This window comes from Photobacterium sp. R1, from assembly GCF_054600795.1.
In genome coordinates, this window is the sequence record NZ_BAAHZP010000004.1 from 280,723 (window position 1) to 294,033 (window position 13,311).

A 13,311-nucleotide genomic window follows, 5' to 3' on the forward strand; every position below is an offset into this window, starting at 1 on the left:
TTGTGGTATTCTTTTTGCTTGGAAAGCTGTACAGCACTCAGCTGTAAGATGTCAGTAAAGCTGTACAGGCTCATGCCTCGCACGCGGTGACGGGACAGGGTAAAATAGCCGGGTCTGGATGAGCTAAGGACTTGACGATGAATCTTAACACCACGGATGCGGCACAGGTCGACAGTGATCAGCTGACCGAAATTGCCATTGCGTATTATCAGGATGGTGCCACTCAGGAAGAAATCTCACAGCGATTCGGGATGTCGCGGGCCAAAGTAGGCCGGCTGCTTCGCCGGGCGCGTGATGAGGGTGTGGTGGAAATTACCGTTAAGTATCACCCGGTCTTCAGTGAAAAGCTGGAACAGCAGCTGATTGACCGTTTTCAGCTGAAACGGGCCCTGATCGCGCTTGATCAGCCGGATGAAGAAGCTCAGCGTCAACAGGTTGCCAGTCTGGTGTCCAGTTATCTTGCCTCGACCCTGACCGATGATATGGTGGTGGCTGTCGGACAGGGACGTAATATTGCCGCGATCGCCAGCCATGTCGGGGTGGTCCCGCATCGCAACTGCCGCTTTGTTTGCGGCATTGGCGGAACCCATCGTTCGGGTAATGCCATCAATGCCGACCATATCTGCCGTCAGCTGGCCAAGAAGTACGACGGCATCAGTGAAACCCTGTATGCCCCGGCGTATGTCGCCGATATCCGCGTGAAAGATGCTTTCATGATGAACAGTACAGTGAAGGAAACACTGGACCGTGCCCGGCGGGCGGATCTGGCCCTGGTTGGGGTGGGCGACATGAATGAAAACAGCCACATGGTGAAAATGGGCTGGTTTACCCCCCAGGAAATTGTTGAGGCCCGAATCCGGAAAGGTGTCGTCGGTGATATTGCCGGCTATGACTTTTTTGACAGTCAGGGGAAACGCTCCGACACCATGATGAGCGATCGGGTGATCGGTCTGAGCATGGAGGAACTGCGCCATATTCCGACGGTGGTGGTCACAGCCGCTGAGAACAGTAAGGCACTGGCATTACTTGGCGCACTGCGATCCGGCGTCGTTGATGTGCTGGCGACCAGTGTCAGTAATGCGCTGACCATTCTCAATCTTGATCAGCAAATAAAATAATTCGGATGGTATAAACTTATGTGATTAAGTTCTCAAATTAATCACAGGGTGAGCACCGGTGCTTCATGTCCACTTCCATTCTGCCGTCTTTCAGTTTGTTGCTGCGAGGCGGTTTCTCCTCAAAAGATTATCTGTATCCGTTCTGCTCTTGGGCTGTATGGCCAGCGGTTTGGTCAGCTTGCCCGCCTGGTCGACGCCCTGGGAACATTTTGAAACCCCGACTCCAGGTCAGCCTCAGGCAATTGGCAGCTACAGTAATGGCTGTCTTGCCGGTGCAACCCCGCTCCCGGCAGAAGGAGAGGGGTATCAGCGGGTACGGTCAGAGCGGGGCCGGTATTACGGTCACCAGAGTATGATCGCGTTTCTTGAACAACTGTCTGCCAAAGCAAGCAAACTCCGGCTGGGTCAACTGCTGGTCAGTGATATTGCAATGCCGCGGGGCGGACGTTTTCGCTCCGGGCATGCCAGTCACCAGACCGGGCTGGATGCTGATATCTGGCTCACCACCCTGGAACACCCAGCCTCAGAAGAGGTGTTGAAAACACTTCAACCGCTGCCGATGGTTGATTTGAAGGCATACCAGATCATCAGGGACAACTGGACGGACAATCAGGCGAATTTGATCCAGTTGGCAGCTTCCGATGATCAGGTGGCGAGGATTTTTGTCCATCCGGTGATCAAAGAGCAGCTGTGTGCCGCGACATGGACTGATCGCCGCTGGCTGCGCAAGGTCAGGCCCTGGTGGGGGCATTATTATCATTTCCATGTCCGGATGCATTGCCCACAGGGGGACAGCCAGTGTAAGGAACAGCTGCCGCCACCGCCGGGAGATGGCTGCGGGGCAGAACTGGCTTCCTGGAAGCCGAAACCTGTCTCTGAGCGTCAAACCGCCAAAGCGAAACCCACCAAGAAACGTCCGGTGCTCAAACCCTTACCGCCAGCAGGCTGTATGGCGATGCTGAATGGAACTGAGCCGGTGCAGGAAAAAGATCGGTATGCGGTTGATCTGAAGAAAGCGAAGAAGATCGCGCAATAGAGTGCCGGTTCAGGCCAGCCCCTGCAGCTGCACGAATTTTTCCAGCAGAGCTTCCTCGGTCTCGATATGTGCGGGATCGGGGATGATGCAGTTGTTGATCGGACAAACCGACAGACAAGTCGGCTTCTCATAATGGCCTCTGCACTCGGTACAGCGATTCGGGTCGATCTCATAGATCGCTTCCCCCATGCTGATGGCGTCATTCGGACATTCAGGATCGCACATGTCGCAGTTGATACATTTGTCGGTAATGAGTAAGGCCATAAGATTACATCCGCAGAAATTTAAAGCATTCGCTTACAGAAGAGACGATCCTTCGCGGGGTGTGATATGTCCCCAAAAATTGAAAGGAGATAAAACGGCGCAAGTTTAGCACAGAAGTCGCGAAGGCCAAATAAAACGGGGTATATGGTCATATTTACGTCAGATGTTTACGGAATGGGGTCGATTTAACGTTATTTCTCACTTAGCCGCACTTCATATGTGTTCGTGACAATGCTGGTTTCGGGCGATCAGCAGCATTAAGCCCGGCTGGCATTGAGGTTGAAGTGAAGTACCTGAATTGTATTCAGGTTACTTTCGTGGTTCCTGATATATGCGGGGGAGCATTAAATGAAGGTGAGATTAGACCCCATAGCGTTGATTGTCGTCTCTATTATTCTTGGCTGGGGCTGGACGGAAATAACGACAGAGCCGATCTGTCAGCAGGAAATGATGCAGCAGGGAGTGAGGTATACCATTCCTATCAAATGCTCTGATATTCCGAATGTAACTGTAAAAAGTTAATTGAACACCGTATTGCCGGATGACAGCAATACGGTGGGCAGGTCATCAGGCTGCAGTTGGATTCCGTGTTGTTGCGTTGCCTGTCAGGTTACGCATCAGCAGGGCATACGACAGATCCAGATCTTCCGGAACCGGAATGAAGACGAAGTGGCCGCTGCCTTTGGCATCGTCTATTGATTCTGATTTACGGTTCTCCATGCTTTCCAGTGTGAAAGTGATGTTGCCGTTTGGCGTCATCAGTTCCAGACTGTCTCCCACCATAAATTTATTCCGGACCTCAACCTCAGCTAGTTCGCCGCGACGCTGGCCTGTGAATTCTCCGACAAACTGCTGACTGTCGGAGATGGAGTAACCGTAGTCATAGTTCTGATAAGCATCATGGGTATGACGGCGCAGGAACCCTTCGGTATAACCGCGATGCGCCAGGCTTTCCAGGGTGCTCATCAGGGTTTCATCAAATGGTTTGCCTTCGGCGGCATCATCAATGGCTTTACGGTAAACCTGAGCAGTCCGGGCACAGTAGTAGAACGATTTGGTGCGGCCTTCAATCTTGAGTGAATGAACGCCCATCCGGCTCAGACGTTCAACGTGCTGAACTGCCCGCAGGTCTTTGGAGTTCATGATATAAGTGCCGTGTTCGTCTTCGAATGCGGCCATTTTCTCTTCCGGACGATGGCTTTCACTCAGCAGAACCACCTGATCGGTTGTCTGGCCTTCACCCAGAGTCGGTGCGACGTCCTGGATCTGAACGGCGGCACTGGCATCCTGAACTTCGACGATCTGGCCGGTATCATCTTCTTTCGCCGCTTCTGCTTTGTATTCCCAGCGGCAGGCGTTGGTACAGGTACCCTGGTTCGGGTCACGCTTGTTCATATAACCCGACAGCAGGCAGCGGCCGGAGTAAGCCATGCACAGTGCGCCGTGAACAAAAATTTCAAGCTCGGTTTCCGGACATTTCTCGCGGATTTCTTCGATCTCTTCCAGAGACAATTCGCGCGACAGGATGACACGTTCTACGCCCTGCGATGCCCAGAACTTCACCGTTGCCCAGTTGACGGCATTGGCCTGAACTGAGAGATGAATTGGCATGTCCGGGAAGCTTTCACGCACCATCATGATCAGGCCGGGATCGGACATGATCAGGGCATCCGGACCCATCTCGATGATCGGGGTCAGGTCGCGGATGAAGGTTTTCAGTTTTGAGTTATGAGGCTGAATGTTACAGACGACATAGAATTTCTTCCCCTGAGCATGGGCTTCGTCGATGCCAATTTTCAGGTTCTCATGGTTGAACTCGTTGTTGCGGACACGCAGGCTGTAACGTGGCTGGCCTGCGTAAACCGCATCTGCGCCATAGGCAAAGGCATAACGCATGTTTTTCAGGCTGCCGGCAGGCGATAACAATTCAGGTTTAAACATAACTCGGGATTCCCCTTCTGGGTCAAAGTCTGATGTCAGATCAGGTCGAACTCCTGTTTATCCGGAGATAAACATACGGGAGACGAAAAACAGAGGGCGGATTTTACTGTGAAGGCTGCGCGCTGGCAAATAGCCTGAAACTTTTTATGGGTATTCATTGCGGCATGCATATTTTAGTCTTTGTTGGTGTATGAGCTAAGCCCCATACATATTTGGTCGTTTATAGAGATATACCGGGTTATTTTAAGCACCTTAGGTACATTTAAGGCTGTTCGTTTTTCCCATTTAATCTCATAATGTCTCACTCATTGCATATGGTTGGAAATTAATGATGTATATCGAGGATATCATTTCATCTGTACTCAGCATCTGGGTTGTTCTGGCGATTCTGATTATCGTCATTCTTCGCAGTGCGATTAAGTTTGTACCGCAAAATACTGCTGTTGTGGTGGAGCGATTCGGCAAATATCACAAGACCATGGAAGCCGGTCTGAACTTTCTGGTGCCTTTAATTGATCGCGTGGCATACAGCCAGACGCTGAAAGAGCAGGCGTACGATGTACCGAGCCAGTCGGCGATTACGAAAGATAACATCTCGCTGGTGGTTGACGGCGTGTTGTATATCAAGGTCGTTGACCCTTACAAAGCCAGTTACGGTGTGGATGACTATATTTTCTCAGTCACCCAGTTGGCACAAACCACGATGCGGAGTGAAGTCGGTAAGATGGATCTCGATAAGACATTTGAAGAGCGTGAAAATCTGAACACCGCGATTGTCTCGGCCATCAACGATGCTGCGATGCCTTGGGGCGTGCAGGTGCTGCGCTATGAAATCAAAGATATTGAACCGCCGCGTTCAGTGTTGGACGCGATGGAGCGTCAGATGAAAGCCGAGCGGGAAAAGCGTGCGGTGATTTTGGAATCTGAAGGTAAACGCCAAAGCGAAATCAATATCGCGGAAGGGATGAAGCAGGCTCGCGTTCTGGCTGCGGAAGCAGAAAAAGCAGAGCAGGTTCTGAAGGCAGAAGGTGAGGCGCAGGCTATTCTGGCGGTCTCGAAAGCAGAAGCGGATGCGCTGACAATCATTGGCCATGTTGCGGTAACTGATGAAGGCCAGAAAGCCATCCAGCTGGATCTGGCGGGTAAAGCCATCCAGGCCAGAGAAGCCATTGCAAAAGAATCTTCAGTGGTTCTTCTGCCGGACAGCAGTGCTTCAGCCAGTAATGTCGTGGCCGAGGCGATGACCATTATTCATCAGCTGAACCGCCAGCAGGGCGGAAAAGCACCGCAGAAGGACTTGCCTGAGGAGCAGTAATCATGACTGAGCTGTTTGGATTAAGCCCGGCCCAGTTAACCATCGTGATTGGTCTGCTGTTGCTGGCCATTGAAGTTTGGATGCTGGGGTTGTCGACCATTGTGCTGCTGGCGCTCGGGGTTTCCGCTGTATTGACGGGGACGCTGTCGCTGGTGGGTGTGGTGCCGGAGACCTTCCCGGCATTGGTCGGGGTCAGTGGCATTGGTGCCGGATTGCTGACGCTCTTGCTATGGAAACCGATGAAAAATTCACAGCAGTCGCAAAGACCCGTCAACAATACCAGCAGTGACTTTATCGGCCTGAAATTCAGGCTGGATGCGCCGCTCAGTCATGAGCAAAACGGGACCGTGAAATATTCAGGGATCAGCTGGACTCTGGTGCTAAGCCATGATTACCACGGCAATGTGCTGGAAAAAGGGCAAGAAGTTGAGGTGGTCGCAGTTGATGTCGGCCGTTTCACCGTCAAGCCTCTGGTTCGCGAAGACGCCAGTTAGGCGATTGTTGCTCAATCAATAAGCCCCCGTGTCTGTTGAGGACACGGGGGCTTTTTATTGGGGTCTATTTAAGTGCCTGGGCAAGACAACGTCTGATCAGACGCGATCTTCCAGACCACCCATTTCTTCAAACAGGTTGGGCAGGATGGCAGAGAGTTCACCGCACATCAGAGACAGGTCAGCATCCAGACGCTGTGCCATATCTTCGCGGTCAATATCGTCGTTTTGCTCTCTCAGCTCATCAGAAAACTTCAGACGTTTCAAAGACAGGTCATCGGCCAGCACGAAGTCGATCCGGTCCTGCCAGTTCATGGCCAGCTTGGTCACCACTTTGTCTGCTTCAATGTGAGCCAGAATTTCATCACAGCTCAGATCCTGCTGTTTACAGCGAATCACGCCGCCATCTTCCAGAATCGCTTTCAGTTCTGCTTCTTCGCCGATGGTGAAACCGTTCGGTGAGTCACCGGAACGGACCCACTCGGTCAAGGTCTGAGCGGCAGGTTTGGCCAGGGTGACCGGTACAACCGGCAGGCTGCCGATGGATTTACGCAGCAGGCCCAGCAAGTCTTCGGCTTTCTTGAAGCTGCCGGCATCGACCAGCAGCAAACCGAGCGACGGCATAATCAGCGCATAGGTGTGGCTGCGACGGCTGAAGGCACGCGGCAGCAGATCCATGACGATTTCATCTTTCAGGGTGTCTTTTTCGTTTTTCTTCAGTTTACGGCCCTGTTCTTTTTCCTGTGCTTCCACTTTGGCATTCAGAGATTCTTTAATCACGGAAGCCGGCAGCATTTTTTCTTCTTTCCGGACACAGAGCAGAATGTTGTCACCGGCCACGTGCGTATACATGTCACCGTGTTTACCCAGCGCAGAGACCCAGCCAAATTTCTGGATGTCCTGGCTGCCGCAGGGAGTGAACCGGAACTCTTCCAGCTGCTTTTCCAGCTCATCCGGGTTGATGTTGATGTCGCGGCTGAAGCGATAGGTCAGCAGGTTTTTAAACCACAGCATAGTTGGGACAGATCCTAGGTTGTGCATTGGGCCGACAATCTTATACCCAAGTCGCTGTCCGATGCTAGGCTGGTGCACTTTGTTTGGCCGATGAATTTCGGCGGAGGAAATCAGTCAGACTTTGTCGCAATTTTTTCCGGTCTCTTCACCTTCCGCTTACCTGCCTGAGGTACAATCGGTTCCAAATTCTGACTATCCCTGTCCGCGATGATTCTAACAGCATGAAAATATTACATACCTCAGACTGGCACCTCGGCCATCAGCTGCATGGCTATCCGCGTGAATACGAGCACCAGCAGTTTCTGAACTGGCTGGCTGAAACGCTGGAAGCTGAGCAGGTGGATGCCCTGCTGGTGGCGGGCGATATTTTCGATACGGCTAATCCGCCTGCCAGTGCCTGGCGGATGCTGTACCGCTTTCTGGCCCGGCTGGCAAAAACGTTACCGGATCTCAATGTGGTGATCACGGGCGGGAATCACGACTCCCCAAGTAAGCTGGACGCGCCGCATGAGCTGCTGAAGGCGTTTGATCTTCACCTGGTCGGAGGGATCAGCCGCGATGAACAGGGCCAGCTTGAGATGGATCGTCTGTTGGTGCCGCTCACCGATAAAAACGGGCACACGGCAGCCTGGGTGCTCGCGGTGCCTTTCCTGCGTAGCAGTGATCTGCGGACAGACGATCTGAGCGAGAACGATGACCGCCTGATCAAAGGGGTCGAAATTCTGTATCAGCAGGTGACGGATGCTGCCAAGCAACGGCGTGAGCCGGGGCAGGCGCTGATCGGCATGGGACATGTTTACATGGCATCGGGACAGCTTTCTGAAATGTCGGAGCGCCGGGTGCTGGGCGGGAATCAGCATGCATTGCCTGCCTCGATTTTTCCTGAGTCACTCTGTTATGCCGCGTTAGGTCATTTGCATCTGGCTCAGCGGGTTGCGCAGACAGAACACATTCGTTACAGCGGTTCACCTTTGCCACTCTCAATGTCGGAGCGTCATTACAAGCACCAGGTGGTTTTAGTTGAGCTGGACGGGGAAAAGCTCGCGGAAATTCAGCCGATCCCGGTGCCCAGAGTGGTTGAGATGCTGAAAGTTCCTGCTGAGCCTCAGCCGCTCAAATCGGTGCTGGCAGCTCTGAAAGAACTGGACCGTGATGACAGCCCTCGGGAAGCCCAGCCGTTTCTCGAGGTCCCGGTGTTGCTGGATAAGCCGCAGGCGATGCTGCGTGAAAAAGTGTTGCAGGCATTAGAAGGCAAGGCGGTCCGGCTGGCTAAAATCACACCGCATTACCGGCAGCAGGAAGAGACGTCGCCGCTGGCCCATCAGCGTTTATCCGATGTCAGTCCACAGCAGGTATTTGACCTGAGCTGGCAGAAGAAATATGACGGCCAGCCCTCAGAGGCGATGCGGGATGCTTTCGAGCTGTTGCTTACGCAAATTGAAGATGAACAGGAATAAAGGCAGACAGAGACCATGAAAATTCTGGCGTTGAGAGGCGAGAATCTTGCCAGCCTGCAAACACAGTTTGAGATTGATTTTGCGAACGGGCGGTTGGGTGAAGCGGGTCTGTTTGCCATTACCGGAAAAACCGGAGCGGGGAAGTCGACCTTGCTGGATGCCATCTGTCTGGCACTGTATGACCGGATGCCGCGGTTACAGCCAAATAAACAGAAAGATGCAGAAATTGGTCGCGGTGAAGACAGCAATCGGATCAAAGCCAATGATGTGCGCAGCATTTTGTCGCGCGGGAAAGCAGAGGCGTTTGCTGAGGTTGATTTTCAGGCAAATGACGGCACCCGCTGGCGCGCCCGCTGGCAGGTTCGCCGGGCCCGAGGCAATGCCGAAGGCCGGGTGCAGGCGGCGGAGCAGTGGCTGGAGAATCTGGACAGCGGTCAGCGCTTTGCCGGGAGAAAGCAGGAAGTACAGACTGAAATTGAACGGCTGATTGGCCTGACCTTTGATCAGTTCCGCCGTGCAGTCATGCTGCCGCAGGGGGAGTTTGCTGCTTTCCTCAAAGCCGGTGCCGACGAGCGGGCAGCGTTGCTGGAGAAAATGACCGGCGGTGAAATTTATGCCCGTCTGTCGGTTGCTGCGTTTGAAAAAGCCCGGGATGAAAAGCTGAAACTGGCTCAGTTACAGGAGAAACTGGGCGATATCGCGCTGCTGACTGAGGAAGAAAAACAGGTGCTGAATGAAGAGATTTCAGGCCTGAAATCTCAGCTGGCGGCCTGTGACAGCCGACTGGCTGAATTCGGACAACATCAGCAGGCCCTGCAGACCGAAGCTGCGTTGCAGGAACGGATAACACAGAGTGTGCAGACGCTGACTGAGGCAAAAACGCAGTGCGAACAGGCCGCGCCAAGGAATCTGTACCTTGAGCAGCTTGAAAAGGCTCAGCCTGCGCGCGCAGATTTTACTTTGCTGAATCAGTCCGGGCAGCTCACTGAGCGTCTGAAGCAGTCGCTCACAACCGCGCAACAGGATCTGGATATGCATCAGCAGCAGCGGCAACAGGCCGATGCGGCAGTGCAGCAGTCGCAACAGTCTCTGGCTCAGGTGCAGCAAGCGTGGCAGCAACTGGAGCCCAGTCTGAAGCAGGCACAAATCCTTGACCAAAAAAAGGAAGGCCTGGAACTTCAGCACCAGTCGCTGGCTCAGGAAATTCAGTTGTTGCAGCAGCAACGAACGCAGGAAGACCGTGAGTATCAGAACAAGCTGGCTGAACAGCAAGCGCTTCAGAGTCGTAGTCAGCAGTTGTCCGTCAGGCTCGAACAGAACCAGAAACTGGCAGCCGTTTCCGAGCAGTTTCAGCCTGTTCAAGACAACCTGAAACAGTACCTGAGCGCTCATCGCGCACTAAGCCGGTTCAGAAAAGAGAGTCAGCAAGCGCTGCAGGACCAGCAGGCATTCAGGCTTCAGGAAAGTAAATTCAAGCAAGACATTGAGCAGTTGCTTACACAAAAGCAGCAGTTCATTCAGCAATTGAACGAGCTGGATTTGACTGCACTGGAAACGGCGCAGGAAGCAAGTCAGCGGGAACATCGTCTGAGTCAGCAGCGACTGGACGGGCTGCGGCAGTTGATGGCGCAGGCACAGGAATGGAGTGCTCTGCTGGAGCGAGCCGGGCGGCTGTCACAGGAACAACAGGAGCTGAATCAGGCGCATCAGAGTGCCGGGAAACGCTTGCAGGAGCTCGCTCCGGAAATGACTCAGCTTGCTGCGCGTATTGAAGAGTCAGAGTATCAGTTTCAGCAAAATCAGGCCGTACTGCAGCTGACGGATTACCGTACTTTGCTCAGACCGGGCGAGCCTTGCCCGCTCTGCGGCGGGGCGGATCACCCTTATGCAGAGCAACATCCGGTCGTTGAAAGTCTGCTGGAGCAGCAGCATCAACGTCGCCAGACGCTGACAAAACAGTATCAGGCTCTGGAAGGTGAACGCCATCACCTTGAGCAGCTGTTGCCGCAGCATGCACAGCGCTTAGCTGTGATGCGTGATGAACTGGCCAGTATTCAGGCGGTGTCGGGCACAATTTCAGCGCAGGTTTGTTCTCTGGCGCAGTCACTGGAGATTACGCTTTCTGCTGACATCAAGATTGCTGCTTTACGGGAGCAGATGCAGGCATGGCAGCATGAGGCTGAGCAGTTACATTCGGCGCTGAAGCATCGTCAGCAGCAGTATGAAGCGGGCCAGAATCGCCTGAAACAGGGACGTACAATCGAGCAGCAGCTTCAGCAACTGACACAGGCGGAATCCCGTCTGTCTCATGATTTACATCAGCTCGCTCAGGAGGAAGCCGGCCGGCAGGCAAGGCTGGCTTCACTCGAAGAACAGCAGCAGGAACAACACGCGGTACGCAGCCAGAGAGCCGAGGCGCTGAACCAGCAGTTTGGCAGTGACGTATGGCTGACAGAGTTGCGAGAGCTCGGCGAAGAACAATATAAACAGCAGTTGAATCAGCAGGTTGAAGATTACCGGCAATGGCAGCAGACGCTGCAAAGCACGGACAGGCAACTGCATGAACTTGTCCCTGTGCTGACGCAGGGGCAAACACAGATTCAGAACCTGCAAAAACAACTGGCTGAGACAGAGCAGAAACAGGCAGAGCTGTCCCGTCAGATCCAGCAGTTGTGGCAGGAACGCCAGGCGCTGGTCGGTGATCAGCCTGTGGCGCCACTGGAAGCGCAACATAAGACTCTGATTGAAAAGGCCCGTCAGGCTGTGGCTTCCTGTGAACAGCAGCAGCGACAAGCCGGGGAGGCGTATGCCGCATCCCAGTCGGCGTTGAAGAGTGTCCGGCAGCAACTGAGTGATGCGGAGACCGAACATGGCAAAGTACTTCAGTTATGGCAAAGCTGGCATCAGAAGCTGGGGATGGCGGAAAATGAGCTGGTGGCGTTGCTCAGCCGGGATGAAGACTGGGTCACCCAGGAAAAATCGGCTCTGCGCATTCTGGAACAGACGCTGGCAGCGGCTCAGACCCGGCTGTCAGAGCGGGAGCAGGCGCTGAAAGAGCATGTGCCGAATGCGGAAACCGCCAGAGCCTGGTTCCAGGCGCAGGAGATTTCACTGGCATCGGAACATCAGCAAGCATGCAAAGCACAGTGGCAGGCTGAGAAGGGGACGCTTGAAGAGCAGTATTTCAGTCTGCGTCAGCGACTGGCTCAGGCCGGACAGGCAGAGCAACAGGCCGGAGACCTGACCCGGCAGTTGCAGCAGCAACAGCAGCATACTGAGCTGTGGTTGGAAATGAGTGAACTGATCGGTTCGTCGAACGGAAGTAAATTCCGCACGCTGGCACAGGGACTGACGCTGCAGCAACTGGTCCTGCTGGCCAATGAGCACCTTGGGGATCTGGCGCCGCGCTATGCGCTGCAACCGGTCCCGGGCAGTCCGCTGGCGCTGCAGGTGATCGACCATGATATGGGTGATGAAGTCCGCAGCGTTGAGTCGCTGTCCGGCGGCGAGAGTTTTCTGGTTTCGCTGGCACTGGCACTGGCGCTGGCCTCACTGGCTGCGGATACCCGCCAGCTGGGGTCACTCTTTATTGATGAAGGCTTCGGCACGCTGGATCCGGACAGTCTGGAAATGGCGCTGGCCTGTCTCGATGCGCTGCAGGCAGATGGCCGCCAGATTGGCGTTATTTCTCACGTGGGCACCCTGGTGGAGCGGATTGGAGTGCAGGTGGCCGTGGAAGCCATGGGCGGCGGACGCAGCCGGATCAGTGTTCAGGGCTGATCCGATCAGCCTGGCCTGCTGGCTGGCCGGGCAAGGATGGTCAATTGCTCAGGCCGGATAAGGTGACAATTGAATAGCAACCGCATTAAGCTTTTGCGGATAACTGCTCCTTTGGTCACAAAAGTGTCATACTTAATCTGGATAATGGCGCCCGACAGAGAGCAATGACTTAGGTATCGAAACTATGGTTAGACGGATTCTTGTGGTAGAGGATGAAGCACCAATCCGCGAAATGCTGTGCTTTGTGCTGGAACAAAAAGGCTACCAGGCCATTGAAGCTGAAGATTACGACTCCGCGCTGGAAAAGATCTGTGAACCTTTTCCTGAGCTGATCCTGCTTGACTGGATGCTGCCGGGTGGTTCAGGGATCAATTTGATCAAACACCTCAAACGCGATGAAGTCACCCGCAATATTCCTGTGGTGATGCTGACGGCACGTGGCGAAGAAGAAGACAAAGTCCGTGGACTGGAAGTCGGTGCGGATGATTACATCACCAAACCTTTCTCTCCGAAAGAACTGATGGCACGCCTGAAAGCGGTGATGCGTCGTGTCTCCCCAACCTCGCTGGATGAGGTCATTGATGTTCAGGGACTGAAACTGGATCCGGTTTCACACCGTGTTACTTCCAATGAAGCGCCGCTGGAAATGGGGCCGACTGAATTCAAGATGCTGCATTTCTTCATGACGCATCAGGAACGTGTTTACAGCCGTGAGCAGTTACTGAACAACGTCTGGGGCACCAATGTGTATGTGGAAGACCGGACGGTTGACGTGCATATCCGCCGCTTACGTAAAGCACTGGAATCCGGCGGTCACGATAAAATGGTTCAGACGGTCCGTGGTGCCGGCTACCGTTTTTCCACCAGGGTTTAACGGCCACACAAGATTGAAAAG

General features: G+C 53.8%; 10 protein-coding genes. 7 read left to right on the forward strand and 3 right to left on the reverse strand.

What is annotated here, in order from left to right; translation table 11 throughout:
- The first annotated feature begins 137 nt into the window (after nucleotides 1-137).
- Both ACYP03_RS09150 and mepA read left to right on the forward strand, forming a co-directional pair.
- Nucleotides 138-1,118: a sugar-binding transcriptional regulator gene (locus tag ACYP03_RS09150; RefSeq protein WP_248141245.1), complete on the forward strand. Its 981-nt coding sequence runs from the start codon at nucleotides 138-140 to the stop codon at nucleotides 1,116-1,118.
- 157 nt (nucleotides 1,119-1,275) lie between these two features.
- On the forward strand, nucleotides 1,276-2,154 hold the full coding sequence (gene mepA, locus ACYP03_RS09155) for a penicillin-insensitive murein endopeptidase (RefSeq protein WP_459779325.1): 879 nt from the start codon (nucleotides 1,276-1,278) through the stop codon (nucleotides 2,152-2,154).
- Nucleotides 2,155-2,163: 9 nt separating this feature from the next.
- Here the strand turns inward: mepA and ACYP03_RS09160 are convergent, their stop codons facing one another.
- Both ACYP03_RS09160 and trhP read right to left on the reverse strand, forming a co-directional pair.
- Entirely contained in the window at nucleotides 2,164-2,418 is a 255-nt protein-coding gene (locus ACYP03_RS09160; RefSeq protein WP_248141243.1) for a YfhL family 4Fe-4S dicluster ferredoxin, read from the reverse strand.
- 567 nt (nucleotides 2,419-2,985) lie between these two features.
- Nucleotides 2,986-4,359, reverse strand: a complete 1,374-nt coding sequence (gene trhP / locus ACYP03_RS09165) for a prephenate-dependent tRNA uridine(34) hydroxylase TrhP (protein ID WP_330960572.1) — start codon at nucleotides 4,357-4,359, stop codon at nucleotides 2,986-2,988.
- A gap of 331 nt (nucleotides 4,360-4,690) precedes the next feature.
- On the opposite strand from trhP, the gene ACYP03_RS09170 reads away from it, so the two are divergent.
- Together ACYP03_RS09170 and ACYP03_RS09175 are read left to right on the forward strand one after the other, a co-directional pair.
- Nucleotides 4,691-5,674, forward strand: coding sequence for an SPFH domain-containing protein (locus ACYP03_RS09170; RefSeq protein WP_330960626.1), 984 nt, complete (start codon nucleotides 4,691-4,693; stop codon nucleotides 5,672-5,674).
- Nucleotides 5,675-5,676: 2 nt separating this feature from the next.
- Nucleotides 5,677-6,168, forward strand: coding sequence for an NfeD family protein (locus ACYP03_RS09175; protein WP_330960573.1), 492 nt, complete (start codon nucleotides 5,677-5,679; stop codon nucleotides 6,166-6,168).
- Nucleotides 6,169-6,264: 96 nt separating this feature from the next.
- Here the strand turns inward: ACYP03_RS09175 and rdgC are convergent, their stop codons facing one another.
- Nucleotides 6,265-7,176: a recombination-associated protein RdgC gene (gene rdgC, locus ACYP03_RS09180; protein WP_330960627.1), complete on the reverse strand. Its 912-nt coding sequence runs from the start codon at nucleotides 7,174-7,176 to the stop codon at nucleotides 6,265-6,267.
- Nucleotides 7,177-7,400: 224 nt separating this feature from the next.
- Between rdgC and ACYP03_RS09185 the strand changes: the two genes are divergently transcribed.
- The 3 genes from ACYP03_RS09185 to phoB all read left to right on the forward strand — a co-directional run bounded on the left by ACYP03_RS09185 (nucleotide 7,401) and on the right by phoB (nucleotide 13,290).
- Nucleotides 7,401-8,636 carry an exonuclease SbcCD subunit D C-terminal domain-containing protein gene (locus tag ACYP03_RS09185; RefSeq protein ID WP_459779328.1) on the forward strand — a complete coding sequence of 412 codons (1,236 nt, stop codon included), beginning with the start codon at nucleotides 7,401-7,403 and terminating at the stop codon, nucleotides 8,634-8,636.
- A 15-nt stretch (nucleotides 8,637-8,651) separates the two neighbouring features.
- Complete coding sequence (locus tag ACYP03_RS09190; RefSeq protein WP_459779330.1) at nucleotides 8,652-12,416, forward strand: AAA family ATPase; 3,765 nt, start codon at nucleotides 8,652-8,654, stop codon at nucleotides 12,414-12,416.
- Between the two features lie 184 nt (nucleotides 12,417-12,600).
- A complete protein-coding gene (gene phoB, locus ACYP03_RS09195; RefSeq protein ID WP_036751482.1) occupies nucleotides 12,601-13,290 on the forward strand; it encodes a phosphate regulon transcriptional regulator PhoB in 690 nt (229 codons plus the stop codon).
- The last annotated feature ends 21 nt before the right edge of the window (nucleotides 13,291-13,311 follow it).

What these genes read in the sequence shown, in the direction of transcription:
- mepA (WP_459779325.1), top strand. Translation starts at nt 1,276, where the DNA reads ATGGCCAGCGGTTTGGTCAGCTTGCCCGCCTGGTCGACGCCCTGGGAA.
- phoB (WP_036751482.1), top strand. Translation starts at nt 12,601, where the DNA reads ATGGTTAGACGGATTCTTGTGGTAGAGGATGAAGCACCAATCCGCGAA.
- ACYP03_RS09170 (WP_330960626.1), top strand. Translation starts at nt 4,691, where the DNA reads ATGTATATCGAGGATATCATTTCATCTGTACTCAGCATCTGGGTTGTT.
- trhP (WP_330960572.1), bottom strand. Translation starts at nt 4,359, where the DNA reads ATGTTTAAACCTGAATTGTTATCGCCTGCCGGCAGCCTGAAAAACATG.
- ACYP03_RS09185 (WP_459779328.1), top strand. Translation starts at nt 7,401, where the DNA reads ATGAAAATATTACATACCTCAGACTGGCACCTCGGCCATCAGCTGCAT.
- ACYP03_RS09190 (WP_459779330.1), top strand. Translation starts at nt 8,652, where the DNA reads ATGAAAATTCTGGCGTTGAGAGGCGAGAATCTTGCCAGCCTGCAAACA.
- ACYP03_RS09175 (WP_330960573.1), top strand. Translation starts at nt 5,677, where the DNA reads ATGACTGAGCTGTTTGGATTAAGCCCGGCCCAGTTAACCATCGTGATT.
- ACYP03_RS09150 (WP_248141245.1), top strand. Translation starts at nt 138, where the DNA reads ATGAATCTTAACACCACGGATGCGGCACAGGTCGACAGTGATCAGCTG.
- ACYP03_RS09160 (WP_248141243.1), bottom strand. Translation starts at nt 2,418, where the DNA reads ATGGCCTTACTCATTACCGACAAATGTATCAACTGCGACATGTGCGAT.